9 protein-coding genes are annotated in these 17,488 nt (G+C 46.9%); 7 read left to right on the plus strand and 2 right to left on the minus strand.

Features of this window, described 5'->3' with window-relative positions; all coding sequences use genetic code 11:
• Positions 1 to 29: 29 nt before the first annotated feature.
• Positions 30 to 1,625, minus strand: a complete 1,596-nt coding sequence (mbcS, locus tag MHB37_RS04020; protein ID WP_405169581.1) for an acyl-CoA synthetase MbcS — start codon at positions 1,623 to 1,625, stop codon at positions 30 to 32.
• Between the two features lie 169 nt (positions 1,626 to 1,794).
• On the opposite strand from mbcS, the gene MHB37_RS04025 reads away from it, so the two are divergent.
• Both MHB37_RS04025 and MHB37_RS04030 read left to right on the plus strand, forming a co-directional pair.
• Positions 1,795 to 2,316: a GNAT family N-acetyltransferase gene (locus tag MHB37_RS04025; protein WP_036684918.1), complete on the plus strand. Its 522-nt coding sequence runs from the start codon at positions 1,795 to 1,797 to the stop codon at positions 2,314 to 2,316.
• Between the two features lie 186 nt (positions 2,317 to 2,502).
• Entirely contained in the window at positions 2,503 to 3,207 is a 705-nt protein-coding gene (locus tag MHB37_RS04030; protein ID WP_076130101.1) for a hypothetical protein, read from the plus strand.
• Positions 3,208 to 3,305: 98 nt separating this feature from the next.
• Here the strand turns inward: MHB37_RS04030 and MHB37_RS04035 are convergent, their stop codons facing one another.
• On the minus strand, positions 3,306 to 3,431 hold the full coding sequence (locus MHB37_RS04035; protein WP_051491363.1) for a DUF4023 domain-containing protein: 126 nt from the start codon (positions 3,429 to 3,431) through the stop codon (positions 3,306 to 3,308).
• A gap of 168 nt (positions 3,432 to 3,599) precedes the next feature.
• On the opposite strand from MHB37_RS04035, the gene MHB37_RS04040 reads away from it, so the two are divergent.
• The 5 genes from MHB37_RS04040 (at position 3,600) to MHB37_RS04060 (ending at position 17,317) form a co-directional block, all read left to right on the plus strand.
• Positions 3,600 to 7,958, plus strand: coding sequence for an S-layer homology domain-containing protein (locus MHB37_RS04040; protein WP_405168970.1), 4,359 nt, complete (start codon positions 3,600 to 3,602; stop codon positions 7,956 to 7,958).
• Positions 7,959 to 8,482: 524 nt separating this feature from the next.
• The gene (locus MHB37_RS04045; RefSeq protein ID WP_339281696.1) at positions 8,483 to 8,659 is read left to right on the plus strand and encodes a hypothetical protein; all 177 of its coding nucleotides are present in this window, start codon (positions 8,483 to 8,485) and stop codon (positions 8,657 to 8,659) included.
• A gap of 88 nt (positions 8,660 to 8,747) precedes the next feature.
• A complete protein-coding gene (locus MHB37_RS04050; RefSeq protein WP_405168971.1) occupies positions 8,748 to 13,802 on the plus strand; it encodes an endo-beta-N-acetylglucosaminidase in 5,055 nt (1,684 codons plus the stop codon).
• Between the two features lie 178 nt (positions 13,803 to 13,980).
• The gene (locus tag MHB37_RS04055; RefSeq protein WP_036684922.1) at positions 13,981 to 15,804 is read left to right on the plus strand and encodes a sensor histidine kinase; all 1,824 of its coding nucleotides are present in this window, start codon (positions 13,981 to 13,983) and stop codon (positions 15,802 to 15,804) included.
• Positions 15,797 to 17,317 (plus strand): response regulator transcription factor, encoded by a 1,521-nt coding sequence (locus MHB37_RS04060; protein ID WP_248549461.1) that lies wholly within the window; start codon positions 15,797 to 15,799, stop codon positions 17,315 to 17,317. Before MHB37_RS04055 ends, MHB37_RS04060 begins: the two co-directional genes overlap by 8 nt.
• The last annotated feature ends 171 nt before the right edge of the window (positions 17,318 to 17,488 follow it).

Below are 17,488 nucleotides of genomic sequence, written 5' to 3' on the forward strand. Positions count from 1 at the left end.
TTAATAAGGTGAATTTTATATGGCTATGTTTATTCCTGCGCAGCTTGGTTCTCCTGCTCACGAAGCTCTACTCGCCGTATTTTACCGGAGGTCGTCTTCGGAAGATCCTGAATAAACTCGATTTTGCGCGGATATTTATAAGGGGCTGTCCACTCTTTAACATGGGATTGCAGCTCTTTTACAAGCTCTGGTGAACCAACAATCTCATCCTTGAGCACGATAAATGCTTTAACAATGTGCCCACGGATCTCGTCTGGACTGGCTACGACCGCACATTCCTTGACGGAGGCATGCTTCATCAATGCTTCTTCTACCTCGAAAGGACCGATAGTGTAACCTGAGCTAATGATGATGTCATCCCCACGACCCTCGAACCAGAAATAACCATCTTCATCTTTTTTTGCCCGGTCGCCGGTTATGAAGAATTCGCCGTGTGTGGAGCTTTCTTTTCTACCGGGATCTTTGTAATAAGTGTGGAACAGGGCTGGCATACTCAAATGTACGGCAATATCACCAACCACTCCAGCAGGTAGTGGCTTACCCTCTTCGTCCACAACCTCGACTAAGCCGGGAGCGATTGATTTACCCATAGAACCAATGCGTATTGGAGTATCTTTGAGTGTTCCGATAATTAGGGTGCTTTCCGTCTGGCCGTAACCATCACGGATTGTGATATCGAACTCACGCTGAAAGGTGTTAATGACCTCTTGATTTAATGGCTCTCCGGCAGATACTGCACAACGCAGGGTAGACAAGTCGTAACGACCTAAGTCTTCTGTTTTAGCCATTAGACGATATTCCGTTGGGGTGCAGCATAATACTTGAATTTTGTGATCCTGCAATAGCTGCAAATATTTTTTGGGATGAAAGGATCCACTATATACAAAACCTGTAGCTCCGTTACCAAGAACGGTTAAGAAGGGACTCCAGATCCACTTTTGCCAGCCGGGAGCTGCTGTTGCCCAGACGGTGTCAGATCCTTGAATATCCAGCCATTGAGGTGAGGTGATCCGCAAGTGAGCATAACCCCAGCCATGACTATGAACGACCGCTTTAGGGTTGCCGGTAGTACCTGAGGTGTAGGCGAGAATAGCCATATCATCCTTGCGGCTTGCGACTGCTGTAAAGGTATCTGGTTGTCCAACCATCAGACTTTCTAGATCCAGCCAGCCTTCACCGAGTTCGTCTGAGCTGCCAGATACGGAAAGACGGTAATCGAGAGCAGGAAGATCCTCTGAGATTTTATTCACTTCCCCGGTTACTTCGGACCAAGCAATAACGGCTCTGGCTTCAGAATGGCGCAGGCGGTAGGATAAATCTTTGGCACGCAGCATTTCTGAGGATGGAATGATGGCAAGTCCTTGTTTCAGACAAGCTAAATAGATGACATAAGCGATGATGCGGCGTGGAACCATAACAAGAACACGATCCCCTTGTTGCAGCCCAAGCTTCGCAAGTCCTCCGGCCAGCCGGTTAGCTTGTTTGCGTAATTCACCGTAAGTAATTTCCTCATAATCTCCTTGCTCATTTAACCACTTAAGCGCAATCTTCTCAGGAGCATGGCTTTCCATTTCCGAAGTGAGATTGTAGAACTCAGGTGCGATCCATTGCTGATTATCCAATATGAACCTCTCCTATATCAAACAAGATGTGTATAACTGTTCTATTTAGTATATCACGTTATCCTAGTACCAGGTACTAGTACCTTGAGTTCTTAATGAATTTCGGGTTAAGATAATATGTGTAAGGTAAACTTATAATAGACCACAAATCCAGAAAGTGAGAACTTATGTTATGAATCACACAACTTTTGATGAAATATTCGCTATTATGGAAGCCTCATTTCCTACTTCTGAGATCAGAACCTTTGAGGGACAACAGGAGTTATTGGACGTTCCAGATTATCGTCTCATTACCGAGATGAATTCTGAGGGTAAAATTGTTGCTTTTATGGCCTGCTGGGAGTTTCCCGGCTTTCGTTTTGTAGAACATATAGCAGTCGACCCGAGCATCAGAGGTGGAGGAATTGGCAAAAAGCTGATGACTGAATACATCAGTCTATCTAACAAGCCTGTCCTTTTGGAAGTTGAGCGGCCACTGGGTGAAATGGAGCAGCGGAGAATCGGCTTTTATGAGCGGCTGGGCTTTCATTTGAACCCTTACGATTATGTGCAGCCTCCTTTGCGTGAAGGAAATGAAGATTTACCACTCTTAATTATGACTTACCCTAACCCTGTTGATGAAGAAGAATTCCAACTTTATAGAGAAATTTTATATTCAGAAGTGTATAAGGTTACAACTCCGTATCAAGGTTAAAGCCCTCAGCAATCCGTTAAATCCTTATGGGATAAGCGGGTTGCTGTTTTTCTTATACAAACCAGAGCTCCAGATGAATAGTTTCTTTACAAATTGGGTACAAGTTAAATACAACTTAGAGACATATTCCTTTAAAACTTGAGCTAAAGTAAAAACCGAGATTGATCTTCTAAGGAGGCATAACATATGAAAAGTAAAAAGTTCATTATAGCAACGATGGTATTTGGGATGGCAATTACAGGTTCGGCTGGTGTGTACGCAGGAACTAAGCTGCAAAAAATCACCGCATACCTCAATCACAGCATTGGATTTAAAGTGAATGGTGCAGCTTATACGCCTGTTGATAATAAAGGTAACACATTAGCTCCGATTACTTATAACAATACAACCTATCTTCCTGTACGTGCCTTGGCTGATGTGTTGAAGGTGCCAGTGACTTTTGATGCGGCAGCGAATCAGGTCATTCTGGGTACTGGAACTGTGGTGCCGGATAAAGATACATTAACACCAGTACAGTACAGCAACGCTCAAAAAGAACAAATTTCTAAAGCTTTTGCAAATTTCGATGGGTTTAAAACGGTTTATGCACCAGCACAAATGGTGAGTGGAGACGCTTTTCAAAAAGCAGCTAGCTCTGAAGATGGAGTGTACTTTTTGTTCGACCATATGAGGGTGAACGTTTCTCCACGTGACTACTCCTATGATTACAAAGGCGATACCGTAAAGCTTTCCAATGGTACAGAAGCTAAGTGGTACAGCCCTACCAGCGATTCATTGTTTTTGACCTATAAACTGGATGATCGTTTTGTGACGATTAGTTCTCCAGACAAGGCTTTGAGCAAGGCGCAATTAGAGAAGGTAGCAGTGAATGTGGTGAAATGGAGTAAATAACTCCTTTAAAAGCAAAACTCAATTTACAAAAAGTAAAGCAGCAAGTCACTCCGATCCGGGAGGGCTTGCTGCTTTTTTTGTTTTCGTGTCTGCGTGTTCTATTTACTGTGCTGTTTATTAGGCAGCTTTTGGCTTGGTGTTCCTTTACCGTGATTCTGTTTGTTCTTTTCTGCTTTCTTCTGGGTGTCGTGTACTTTGTCTACAAAAGCCTGAGTATCGTCCATGTTTGTCCTCCTTGATCATAACCTTGCCGTTACTGTAACCACTTTTGCCTGATTAAATACACAAGCCGTTTTTACAAACTAGTGGATCAATCCGTACATTGTGAAAATATTTAGTAGTTACTATGAATGGATGCAAGCATTTCATAATAACAGTAAGGGAGACTGATTATGAACAGGTTATTAAAACAAGCAGTATCCATGACACTAGCCTTCGTTATGGTACTGGGACTTACATTTACAGGAATGCCAGCTTTTGCAGAAGACAGCAATGAGGATGCTGGATTACTGCAATTACAAACGCTAGAGCCAATAACACTACTGGCGGGCAATTCTACATGGAAATATCTAGATAACGGAACGGATCAAGGTTCGGTATGGCGGTCTGTTTACGATGATTCTACATGGGCATCAGGCCAAGCGCCGCTTGGTTATAAAGATTCTGGGGCCGGAGTCAGCAGCAAGCAATTTGGTGCTCTGAATACAAATATAAGCTACGGCACGGATAAAAAGAAGAAATATCGTACTTCCTATTTCCGGACAAATGTAACTGTGAATAAGGAAGAAATTACGAAATCGGATAAAGTATTAGGTAATTTTGCATTTGATGACGGAGTAGTGCTGTATCTGAATGGTGCAGAAATCTACCGCGAGGCTATGCCAGCTGGTGAAATCGACTATCAGACACTTAGTACAACTAATGGCAGTGATCCAAATGAGTATACAAAGGTTGACCTAACGGAAATCGTAAAAGCCAATCTGAAGGATGGAAGTAATGAGCTTTCAGCTGAAGTTCACCAGACGGGCGACACTAGCTCTGACCTTTATTGGGATATGAGCCTGATTGCTTATCCTGTAGTGGAGACAGTAGAACCTGGAGTTGGGAAGCCTGATTCTATCGCAATTACTTTTAATGGCAACCCGCAGACTAGTATGGGATTCAACTGGTATGCACCTGAAAGTGTGACTGGCACCAAACTGGAAGTAGTAGAAGCTTCTAAATTGGAGAATGGCCAGTTTCCTCCGGCAGGCGCTCAATCTTATGAAGGGACATCCGTTACAACTAGTGTGTATATGACAAAAGCGGATAAATCAGCTAAAAAACCAGTTGTGCTAACCAGCCATAAGGTAATAGCGGATCATCTGCAGCCGGGAACGGAATATGCTTACCGTGCTGGGGATGGACAAGCTGATAACTGGAGCGACGTAGGAACTTTTAAGACAGAAGGCTCCAGTAATCAGGCTTATAAATTCTTATATACAACGGATTCCCAAGGAACAACTGAAGAAGATTTTGATATCTGGAATCATACCCTTCAAGAAGGATTAGCTAAATTCCCGGAAAGTGAGTTTATCCTGAATTCTGGTGATTTGGTGGATAACGGTGATATTGAGGAGCAATGGGGATGGTTTTTCAATAAGCCTAAGGATATTTTAGCGAATATTCCGTTGGTTCCTTTGGTAGGCAACCATGAAAGTAAAAATTATAGCAATTATAGCTCTCATTTTAATTTGCCGAACGTATCGAATACAGGTGCGAAACCTGATGGTTCTGTATATTCTTTTGACTACGGTTCAGCACACTTTATGGTAATTAATACAGAATATTATGGTGCAAGCTCGAATCTTGAGAATAACGAAATTTACAATAAACAAGTGGAGTGGCTTCGTAGCGAAGCGGCAAAAAGCAATCAGAAATGGAAGGTTGTGCTTCTGCATAAATCTCCTTATTCCGTTGCCAATCACACCAATGATACAGATGTACTTTTTTACAGAGCGCAATTAACGAAGGTATTTGACGAGCTTGGCATTGACATGGTAATTGGCGGGCATGACCACACCTTTGCTAGAAGCTATCAGATGTACAACAACAAGCCATTGACGGATATTGTTCCGGACTCAAACGGAGTAGTAACTGATCCTAAAGGTACTTTATATCTGATTACAAATGCAGCGGGCAATAAGAAATACAACGTAGCTTCAGGAACATTCCCTTTTGCAGCTAAATACGGACAGCCTGGTAAGGAAATGTTCACGGGGATGACGGTAACGAATGATGAGCTTTCTTACGAAGCCTACACCACAACAACTGGTGGTTCTACAGACTTGTATGATAACTACAGCATTCATAAATCGGAAGTAGCAGTTAAACCTGTGCAAAATGCAAAGGCTACTGCAGCAGATGGTGGTAAAATAACGTTGACTTGGGATGCGCCAGCTTCCGGTGCACCAGTGTCTGGATATCGTATTTATGAGCAAAATGATCTGGTATCGGCAAATTGGACGGTCAGTGTTCCTAATGAAGAAGGTAAAGCCTCTTATACTTACACTGTAGAAAATACTAATCCAAACCAAACCTATCAATTTGTTATCAAAGCTGTAAGTGACAGAACAAATTCAGAAGCTGCTATCGCTTCAACGGATTCGATTAAAAAAGTTACAGTTACCTTTAATGGCGACCCAGTGAGTGCAAAAGGATTCACTTGGTACACAGCGTTGAAGTCTACTGGAAACGATCTGCAAGTTGTAGAAAATACGGGCGTTACTCCAGACTTTGCTAAGGCTGCTGAGTTTACAGGACGTTCGGCGGTTTCCAGAAATTCAAAGGATGAATTAGTTCATAAAGCGGAAGCTTCTGGCCTGAAAGCTGATACAAAATACTACTTCCGTGTAGGTGATAAAGCACTAGGCCTGTGGAGTACAGTGGGAACTTTTGAAACTGCCGCTAAGACAGGAGCATTTACTTTCATCGATTTGGCTGATACACAGGCTAAGACCGAAGATGAAGCGATTCTTTCCGGTGAAACGATGGCAAAAGCACTTACGACGTTCCCGGATGCTGAGTTTGTGGCGATTAACGGAGATATCGTGGATACCGGAACTAATGAATCCCAATGGAATTGGTTGCTTGGTCATTCGCAAGACACCCTACTTAACACGACAATCGTGCCAGTGGCAGGAAATCATGAGGATAAGGCAAATGCCTTCTATGAGCACTACAATATTAAGGAAGCACCGGGCTCCGCAACAGAAACAGGAGCTTATTATTCCTATGACTACAGCAATGCTCACTTTGTAGTCCTGAATACAAATGAGAATTCCGATGAATTTGCTAACTTCAGTCAAGCACAGTTGGATTGGATGAAGGCTGACGTAAAAGCAGCGAAAGCTGCTGGTGCGAAATGGATTATCGTAGCTATGCATAAAGGTCCATACACAACCTCTAACCATGCTACTGACAAAGACATTATGGGTACAAATGGAGAAAGAGCGAAGGTTGCTCCAATGATGGCTGAACTGGGCATTGACTTGGTTCTTCAAGGCCACGACCATATTTATGCCCGGACCAAGCCAATTAAAGCTGATGGAACTGCGGCAGACACAGTGAAGATCAAGGAAAGCTTCAATGGTCAAACTGTAGAGTACACAGTAAATCCAGATGGAACGATCTATCTGATCCCGGCTACAGCGGGAGCGAAGGTTTACTACAAGAACATGAAACCAGAATTGGGAGATGCGTATTATAATCTCTTCGAAGTAGCAAATGAGAATACAGCAGCTAAATACGGACCGGATCCAAGTGATGCTACGCGTCCCAAACGCGGTCAAGTTCAGACCTTTGTAGGTATTACTGTAGATGCTGGCAAATTAACAGCTGTATCTTATGAGATCGATCAGAATATTAATGATGCTAAACCATATGTTCTGGAAGAGTTCGGTATTATTAAGGAAGCAGATCCTGAAGTAAACCCAACACCAGAACCTACAACAACGCCGACAACAGCGCCAACGACAGCACCAACAACGGAACCTACAACGGAACCTACAACGGCGCCAACAACGGCACCAACAACGGAACCAACAACAGGATCATCAACAGGACCAGTGACAACAACAAAACCAACAGCAACACCAACGCCAACAGTAGCACCAACAGCTACACCAGCACCAACAACGGTGCCTACACCAACCGCAACACCAGTAGTCAAACCATCATTGACGGATACTGGCAGCCATTGGGCAGCAGCGGCTATTGAGAAAGCAGTAGCAGGGGGCTTCGTTAGCGGTTATCCGGATAATACTTTCCGTCCTAATCAGAAAGTAAATCGGGTTGAATTTATCACTATGCTGGCTCGTGCCCTGCAATTGCCGGACAGTGGTAGCACTTCAAGCTTTAAAGATTCAGCGAAGATTCCGGCATGGGCTAAGTCTTTTGTAGCTCAGGCAGTAGCTTTGCAAATTATCAGCGGCTATGACGATGGTACCTTCCGTCCTACGCAGGAGCTTACTCGCACTGAATTAGCAGTTATGGTTGTTAGGGCTCTGGGTATTACAGTAGATCCAAAAGCGACCTTAACCTTCAATGATGCTAAGGATGTACCCGCATGGGCAGTGCCATATATTGCAGCAGCAGCAGAAGCGGGCATTGTGAATGGCATAGGACAAAATCGTTTCGCACCTAACCAGGTAGCGTCCCGGGCCGAAGCAGTAACAATCATTCTGAACCTGCTGGAGAAGCAAGGAAAGTAACTAAATCGGATGGTTTGAAAAAAGATTGCCTCAAGGTCATCGTTGATGACGGAGAGGCAATCTTTTTTTCGTAGCTGGGTAGTGTGAGGGAGGCGGCGATACGGTGGTGCGGCGTAAAAGAGAGGCAAAAGTGCCTCAGAAATGAGCGAATGCAGCGGATTGGCGTGAAAGAGAGGCAAAAGTGCCTCTGATTGGAGTGAATGAGGCGGAGTGGCGGAGATGAGAGGCAAAAGTGCCTCAGAAATGAGCGAATGCGGTGGATTGGCGTGAAAGAGAGGCAAAAGTGCCCTTGAAATGAGCGAATGCGGCGGAGTGGCAGTAAAGAGAGGCAAAAGAGATTACACTCCTTCATCCTCTTTATATTTTCAACCAACATATGTTTAACGACCCACTCATTGCCAGGATATCGAGCCCTGATAGCACGATAATCTTTAATTTATCCAGCATATCTTTAATTTTGCGGCTATTTGTAAGGAAAGATCTGGGTTAGATTAGGGTGGACTAATCAAAGTAAGGCAGGAGGGTTGCCGACAAAATTGAATGCGCTTGCACGATCGGGGTTGAATACAGAATGTGCTTGCACGAATGTGGTTGGATACAGAATCTGTAGGCAGAAGAGAGTAGAAGTAGAAGAAGAAGAAGAAGTAGAAGTAGAAGTAGAAGAGGGTAGGAGCAGCAGAGGGACGGGACAACAGAAGTAATCTACTTGCTGTTCGGCGACATAGTGAGACACATTACGCTTCATGGATGAGAGTAACCGAAACAACTACAGGACGAGGAGAGTGGAAAATGAACCTTCACACCGGTAAAAAGGCGCGTCGTAAGCTGACATCAGCTGTTCTGGCGGCAGCTTTGCTAGTTTCAGGACTTCCCCTAACGGCTTACGCCGGCGATACGTGGCCTTTTACAGGAGACAGTGCGCCGGGTGCCAATCAGCCTAATGTACATGGATATACGAGCAGCCATATTGCGAACTGGAGTCCGGCAACCGATCCGGATGCAGAGCTGTTGAGATCGCGGGTGCCGCTGCAGAAGCGGAATGCCCCATTTGCTGCAACCCAAGCTAACCCAGCGCTTAGCGCAGATACACAGATGATCAACGTTGCTGGCGACTACGGGAATGCTTTTATTGAGAACGCGCCGTATACGAACAAGTTTGCGCAGTATCATTTTAACTTTTGGCAATATATCGATTACTACTCCTACTGGCATGGTACAGCGACTGCGTATACCCCGCCGGAATATTATGATGAATTGGCCCAGAAGGACTGGCAGCAAAAATGGTTCGAATTCGGCATGCTGAACATCCCGAACCCTACCTACACCGATGCAGCGCATAAAAACGGCGTGTTGTCATTGGCGGGGATCTTTTTTTCCAATAATGACCGTGGACAGCAGACGTACAAACAAATGATAGTTAAAGATGAGAATGGTAATTTTCCGGTGGCGGATAAACTGATCGAGATGGCCGGGTATTTCGGGTTTGACGGTTATTTTGTAAATCAGGAAGAGATGAATCCGAATGTAGCGACCCAGGATATCCCCGATTACATCGCGTTTATGAAGGTGCTGCAAGAGGGCGGCCTGTATGTACAGTGGTACGACTCGCTGAACACCAATACCGGTGCTAATACGTTCGCCCGGACGATTAATGATACCAATATCTCCTTTTTAGTGGATAAAAGCACCAAGGAACCCGTCTCCAATTCGTTTTTCTTCGACTACGGGGCTGGCAATACACAGATTACCAACGCGGCTAGTTACTTAAGCAATCTGAATGCCAGTCTGGGAACAAGCTACAACTTGTTTGAAGTTGGTTTTGCAGGGCTGGAAGCAGGCCGTGACCGGTTCAAGTCCGTTAACGGAACAGCGTTGATGAACAAGCTGGACAGCAATGGCTTGCCACGGCTCAGCTTGGCTACACTCGGTGCGGACTTTGTTCATGCCGGTCTGGATGAGGACATGAACCTGTCTTACCCGGTCTCGCACAGATCCGAAAATGACTACCAATGGATGACAAAACTGCGTGAGCAGCTATGGTGGTCAGGCCCGAACGTGGACCCTAAGAATACGGTCAAATCGGCAACCAATACCGTTGCCGATGTTTATGCCGACAACCGTTACTGGCCGGGAATCTCGTCCGTCATTGCGGAGCGTTCGGTGATTAAGGACAAGAACTTTTACACCAATTTTAACACTGGACAGGGCTTGTCCTATTCCGTGAACGGTGAAGTATCGAACCCGGATGAGTGGTCTAATATGAGCCTGCAGGATATCCCAGTGACTTGGCAGTGGTGGCAGGATACTGCTGGCAATAAGCTTACTGTAGATTTTGATTATGGACCGGAGTACAACCTTGCGGGTACAAACCGTTACAACTATGAGCAGATCGGTGCGTATAACGGTGGCAGTTCACTGGTGGTGAACGGCAATCTGAATGCGAAGAACTTCTTGCGTCTGTACAAAACAGAGCTGGAGGTCAATGGCAACTCCAAGCTGTCGATCAGCTTCAACAAGCCATCTGCCACAGATGCTTCGGCGATGGCAGTAGGACTCATCCTGGCTGATGATCCGAATACCGTCGTAGAGGTCGCTGTTCCAAACAGTGGTCAGCACTCGGACGGTTGGTTGACAAAGGAGCTGGACCTCAGTGCATACGCGGGTCATAATATTGCAGCCCTTGGACTGGTCTTCGATCCCGGGCAAGGAACAGCGTCCACCTACCAGATGAACGTCGGACAGCTGCGCGTCTATGACGGGTCTGCCGTAAAGCCCGCAGCTCCTGCGGAATTAGCAGTTGCGGAAGCTTTTACAGATACAGGTGAGATGGTTGTGAAGTGGAAGCTAGATCCCGATTACACTAAGATCAAGCAATATAATGTGTACGTGAATGATGTATTTATGGGCGGCAAATACGATGAGGTGTTCTACCTGAAGCATCTCCCGGTGAAATCCGGAACCCTTAAAGTGGTTGCAGTGGGTGCGGATGGAGTGGAGGGTGAAGCGGCAACGCTGGCTTTTGATCTGGATGCGGCGGTTTCCGGAGTGAAGGTGGATTCAAGTCCGGACGGGGAGTTGACTGTGAATTGGACGAACTCCGCCCAAGCTTCCGGTGACATTACCGTTCGAGTGCAGTCTTTGAATTGGATTACGACATCCGAACCGGTGTCACAGCAAGTGGTTGTCCCGGCAGGTGCAAGCACTGCGCTGTTCACGGGGATGCCGGTAAACGGCGATGATTACATTGTCACCGTTACCGCAGGCAACACCGATCCAGTCTCGGTCAGCGGCCAGTTCATCGACACGGTTGCGGAACCTTACGCGGAAGAATGGTCCTGGACGGACGGTAAGCTGAATCTGCCGATGCCGAATACTAGAGACTGGCGGTATATGTATGTGTATGAGGATGGGAATGCAAAATCTTTTGCCACAACGTATAGCTCTGGCAATAAGCCGATGATTATCCGTGGACGGACAACTAAGGCGAGCTTAAGCTTCACCTCGTCGGCAAAAGTTGTGCATGTGGTGATGGAGGATTATGCAGGCAACCGCTCCAAATCTGTCTATCTGAAAGGAAGCTATCCCGTTCTCTTTGATGCTAATGGGGGTGAACCAGCAAATACTGTGGCCGAGGCTGTGTATGGCACTTTGCTGATGGAGCCTACAGGCATTGCCAGAGAGGGTTATGACCTGGAAGGCTGGTATGTTGGAGAAGGAGAAGGTGCGCGAAGATGGAATTTTACCGAAGATCTAATAACCGGTGAACTGAACTTGCAGGCGAAGTGGGCCTTGCAAGCTCCAAAGGTGCAGATCGTAGGGGAAGGTTCCTTCCGTGAAAATACGTCCGCGACACTAACGGCAGTTGCCACTGGCGCAGGGCAGCTGACTTATGCCTGGTATGCGGACACAGGCAGCGGTTATGGAGATGCGTTGGGAGTGTCCGCCTCCTATACTATCCCTGCTTTGACTACCGGGATGGATGGCAATAAGTACAAGGTCATCGTCACCAATGAATCTGGTGACAGCAGTGAAGCAGAGTACACAATTAACTTAACTCCGGCTGAAGCACCATGGGAAGCGCCTGATTTCATAACCGATCTTCCGTCTGCACTTGATGTCATTACTGGTGAAGAAGTGAAGCTGTTCGTACAGATCCGCGGGGATGTGGAATCGGTTCGCTGGGAGACGAAGGCAGCAACCGCAGAGGAATGGACTGTGGCGGAGAGCGTGACTTCGGCGGTATACGCATTTACTGCTTCTGAAACAGACAGCGGTACGCAGTTCCGTGTGGTTCTGACTGGAAAAGAGGGAACGGAGCCTTCAACAAGAACCGGTAATGAACTTACGGTGACAGTACATCCGGCACCCGATGCGCCAATTATCACCTCTAATAGTGTAGATAAGAATCCGGCAGTTGTAGGTGATAAGGTGTCTTTTGCCGTAGTAGCTTCTGCAGTTTATGGCGAGTTAAGCTACCAATGGTTGAAAGACGGGCAGGCCATTGAAGGTGCTGTGGAGCGTAATTATACGATTCCTTCTGCAAAAGAAACAGACAGCGGCGAGTACACGGCCGTAGTCACCAACACCAAAATACTGAATGGTCACCCTTATACGGCTGTTCAAAAGAGCGGAATTATTAATTTCAAGGTCCACAATACTCCTGTATCTACACCGCAGCCGACATCGGCTCCAGGGACAGGTACGGGAACTGGTGGGACGACTCCGGCAGCGACAGCAACGCCGCTTCCAAGTCCTACTAGCACAACTTTGACAGTTCCAGCAAGTGCACTCAGTACATCTACTGAGAACGGCAAATTGACGGTAAAGGTGCCGGCAGGCGTTACAGCTATCGAGCTGCCTGTAAATGCAGGTGAGTTGCTAGGGATCCGTCAACTTGAATTGTCCGCTTCGGGAACCACACTTGGTATTGCGCCGGAATTGCTGGTGCAATTGAAGGCTCTGCTTAATGAAGCCCAAGCTTCAGGCAGCAAGATTCAGGTGAAGCTCAGCCCGGAGACTTTGAACATGAGCACACTGAAAGCAGAGCGTGGGGTGGTCTTGCGGGGTACGGGTATGACGTTTGATCTGAGCGTCATCGCGGGGAATGGCACATCTAGCCGTCTTCCAAGCTTCAGCAAACCAGTAACCTTACAATGGAGTGCAACAAATACGGATTATAATACTAATTTGCTTGGTTTATATGCTATTGCTGAAGGGGGTTCGCTTACCTATCTCGGCGGAGTGTATGCGAATGGCTTCCTGCAAGGGGAGTTTAGCGGAACAGGCAGGCTGGCTGTGCTGGAGTACAATAAATCCTTCGCTGATGTTCCGTCTACTCACTGGGCTGCGGACACTATCCGCCAGCTGGCGGCTAAACATCTGGTACAAGGCACTTCCGAAAATGGATTTGAACCCGCCCGCAGGATTACAAGAGCGGAATTTGTGAAGCTGCTGGCTGGCGTGCTGGGACTGCAAGATCAGGCGGAATTGAAATTTAGTGATGTGCCTTCTGGTGTCTGGTATGAGCAGGACCTGGCGCGTCTGGTCCGGGCAGGTATTGTAGGCGGACGCACTGCTGAGCAGTTCGATCCGAGTGCGAACATCAGCCGCCAGGAGATTGTCACTATGCTAATGCGTGCCTATGTACTGGAGCATGGAGCGCTTCAGTCATCAGCCCCGGCAACATTCACCGATTCCGGTGAGGTAGCAGCCTGGGCGGCAGACAGCGTGAATGCTGCTTCATCACTGGGTCTGGTGAATGGCCGCACGGACGGGAAGTTTGTTCCCGGTGGCTTGGCGACCCGTGCCGAGGCTGCGCAGTTCATCTTGAATTACATCCGGTAGATTATATAGCCTCACCACGGTCTGCCCAAGGAGCCCTTTGCTCCATGGGCAGACTGTCTTTGCTTGGCGGAGGATTGCAAGCTTTTACCAGCCACAGGCAGGAAGCACCTCATGCTATACTTTATTCATAATGACAAGCAGCGAAGCTTAGTCTTCCCCCTGCTGTAGGAGGTTGCTGATGTTTCCGGGGAAATTGTACAGAAAGTATCTGAAGAATAATCTGTTTATGAAAATCATCCTGCTCTTCTCAGTCATTGCCGTGGTCACCATTATCACCTTCTCCTACCTGATGTTCTTGCTCATGTCTCAGGCTGTAGTGCAGCGGCAGATGGAGATTCAGAAACGTACCGTGGAGAGCATCAACAGCTATATTGAGCAGAAATATGACTCTGTACAGTCTATGATGCGGGACGTGTACCGGGACACGGAGCTGACTGCTAATACGTCGTATTTGCTGGAGCATCCGTATGAAGATTACGTGAGGTACCGGCTGGACCGCTATTTCAACGAAAGTAATGCTACGACGGATACCGTGCAGTTTTTTCGCAATCAAGTTGAAGATGATCCTGATATCCGCAGTTTAATGCTCTACAGTGCAGCTGAGCAGCAGTTGTATGTCTATAACGACCAAGGCAAATTTCAGATTATTTCCACTAATGCAGCCCACTCTTTTGTACCGGATGCGCTGTATCTGGAGGAGGAAGGCAGTGTCACCGCCCCAAACACTTGGGTCAGTCAGGCGATCTCATCTCCGGAGGGGCCGATGTTTACGGTTCGTACCCCGGTCAATAACAAGATATCACTGCGCAACATTGGTCAGCTTCTAGTCTATTTTGATGCCAGCGAGGTCTGGGGGAGTATGGGCAATTATAAGGATGACTTCAAGGGAAAGATTCTGGTGCTGGCAGCGGATGGGGATGTGTTATTTGATACCTCGGGCACCTATTATGGAAAGCGCTATCCTTATCCCGAGCAGATGAATTCTGCCTATACAGATGGTGAAGAAGTCGGCGGGATGATCATTACTAAGCAGACTCACACCCAAGGCGGATTTACTGTGTTGAGTGCTGTACCTAAGCAGGAATTAGCCGCCACTTATAGGGGATTGCGGAACATGATCTTCATTATCTGCTTGATCTGCCTGTTGTTTGCGATTATTACACCCACTTTATTTATCAATAATTTTGCCAGACGGACTCATAAAATTATCAAGTTCACCCGCAAAGTGAAAAACGGTGACCTGGATGCCCGGATTACCGATGTCAGAGAAGACGAGCTGGGGCAGATCTCCAAGAGCTTCAACGATATGCTGGATGAGCTGAATCTTCATATAGACCGTGTGTTCAAGGCTGAAATCAAGCAAAAACATACCGAAATCGCCGCGCTTGAAGCCAGGGTAAACCCGCATTTTCTCTACAATACCTTGGAGGTGATCCGAATGAGGGCAATCTCTCAAGGAGCTTCAGATGTCGGGGAGATGATCTACAGCTTGTCGGTGTTGTTCAAAAGCTATGTTCACCAGAAACCCAAGCATACGATGAAGGATGAACTAGAGGCCTGCCGTTTATATCTGGAGCTGTTCCGCATCCGTTATAAGGATAAATTCTCTTATACAATGGAATGCGGGAAAGAGCTTACCGGAAGAGTTGTACTCAAAATGTCGCTGCAGCCCATCATTGAAAACTACATTCTACATGGGATGCGCGTGGACAAGAATGATAATCACATCAGTGTGGCTGTGGCCAAGGACGGCAAATATTTGCGTGCGGTAGTTACAGACAATGGGCGGGGGATTGCTCCGGACAGATTGGTCCAGCTCAAAGAAGGTCTTTTGCAGCCAGATGAACAATCGGAATCATTTGGTCTGCGCAGTATTCATGAGCGTTTGAAGCTGCTTTATGGCAGTGAGTATGGCATTGAATTACAAAGCGAAGCGGGTACCGGCACAACCGTGACTGTGTATTTTCCCGATCTGGGAGAGGATGATCCAAACCATGTATAAAATTTTCATTGTGGACGACGAGCCTTTTATTATCGAAGGATTATATGACATTGTGGATTGGGCAGCACTGGGGATGGAGATTGTCGGCCACGCCGAGAACGGCCAGGAAGCGCTGGAGTCGTTGCGGTTTGTCCCAGCAGATATTCTGATTACGGATATTTCCATGCCGCTGATGAACGGGCTGGATTTGATCCGGGCTGTGCGGGAGATCCAGCCGGAGATCAAAGTTGTTATCCTCAGCGGCTTTGATGAGTTCGGTTATCTTAAGGAAGGAATGGCGCTCGGCATTGAAAATTATCTGCTCAAGCCTATTAATTTGCAAGAGTTCCGGGCAACATTAGTGACTGCCGCCGAGAAGCTGGGTGTCTCCCGTCAAGAGAGTCAATTCAATGCGCATAGTATTTCCATTCTGCGCGATAATGTGATGTACCGTTGGCTGCGGTGCCAGATTGGTCCGAAGGAATTCAGCGAACGGACTGATTTTCTGGGACTTAGACTAGATAAGCCGCTGGTGCAGGTAGCCCTGCTTCGCCCTGAACAGGACGCTGCCGAGCTATTTCAGGCGGTGGAAGAGGTTGTAGGCGGTAACCCGTCTTTGATTGCATTCCGGGATATGGATGGAGATACCGTGCTGCTGCATCTGCTTAGTGAGTATCAGCAGGGTAAAGAAGCGGTGGAAAGGCTTCATGCGCAGCTGCTGTTATCCCTAACTGGCGGTCCGCCAATGCGTCTGTCCGTAGGAACGGTGGAGGAGATGGAGGAGGCGGCGGCTCAGAGTTACGCCCATGCAAAGATGACTCAGGAATATTTCATGCTGTTTCCAGAGCGGAATTTGCTGCATTATGAGGAAGTTCAGGACAGGCATGAGGTTGCCGTCCAAGGTATGCCGCTGAATTGGGAAGATGATCTCAAGCTGATTATGGCGAAGGATAAGGAAGCGCTGCTGGTGCGGATCCAGGATCATTTTGAGCAGCTGCGGCGGATGGAGGGGATTACACCCGTGCTGCTGCAAGGCATTGCCATGGAATGGTTGATCCGCTTCAAGATGCAGCTGCAGGAGATCCGTCATGTGGAAGAACCGGAGCTTTTCGCAGACGGTTTTGGCCTCATTCGCTCTACAGTTTCCATAAATGAACTGACTCAGATTATTCAGGAAGCCGCTACCATTACGGTAGACGCCTTAGTTCGGGACGTAAAGAGTCCAGTCGTGCAGCAGGTGCTGAATTATATCCATGAGTCCTACAATGAAGATGTGTCACTGAAGACCCTCGGTGCCCAATACCATATTCACCCGGTGTATTTGGGACAGCTGTTCCATAAAGAGGTGAATGAGTCATTCACCGAATATATCAATAAATACCGGATTGAGAAGGCGAAGGAGCTGCTGCGGAATACCTCACTTAAAGTTCATGAAATCGCTCTCAAAGTAGGCTATTGGGAGACCGGCTATTTTTACAAACAATTTAAGAAGCATGTCGGGATATCTCCTACGGAGTACAAAGGGCTTGTCTAGCGGACCCCCGCTGCAAGCTTTTTCTTTATTTTCTACATGATTTATTTAGTTTAGCTTCTGTTTGAAAATGCTTTCATAAATTACAGTAAAGATAGTCCTTGAAGGAGAAAGCTGCTGGTTTAATTCCGGATTAGGCCAGCGATCTTGAGGTAAACAAAGGGGAGGTTATAC

Source organism: Paenibacillus sp. FSL H3-0286 (assembly GCF_045040705.1).
Classification (GTDB): Bacteria; Bacillota; Bacilli; order Paenibacillales; family Paenibacillaceae; genus Paenibacillus_AQ; species Paenibacillus_AQ odorifer.

What these genes read in the sequence shown, in the direction of transcription:
- MHB37_RS04035 (WP_051491363.1), bottom strand. Translation starts at nt 3,431, where the DNA reads ATGGACGATACTCAGGCTTTTGTAGACAAAGTACACGACACCCAGAAG.
- MHB37_RS04025 (WP_036684918.1), top strand. Translation starts at nt 1,795, where the DNA reads ATGAATCACACAACTTTTGATGAAATATTCGCTATTATGGAAGCCTCA.
- MHB37_RS04040 (WP_405168970.1), top strand. Translation starts at nt 3,600, where the DNA reads ATGAACAGGTTATTAAAACAAGCAGTATCCATGACACTAGCCTTCGTT.
- MHB37_RS04055 (WP_036684922.1), top strand. Translation starts at nt 13,981, where the DNA reads ATGTTTCCGGGGAAATTGTACAGAAAGTATCTGAAGAATAATCTGTTT.
- MHB37_RS04050 (WP_405168971.1), top strand. Translation starts at nt 8,748, where the DNA reads ATGAACCTTCACACCGGTAAAAAGGCGCGTCGTAAGCTGACATCAGCT.
- MHB37_RS04060 (WP_248549461.1), top strand. Translation starts at nt 15,797, where the DNA reads ATGTATAAAATTTTCATTGTGGACGACGAGCCTTTTATTATCGAAGGA.
- MHB37_RS04030 (WP_076130101.1), top strand. Translation starts at nt 2,503, where the DNA reads ATGAAAAGTAAAAAGTTCATTATAGCAACGATGGTATTTGGGATGGCA.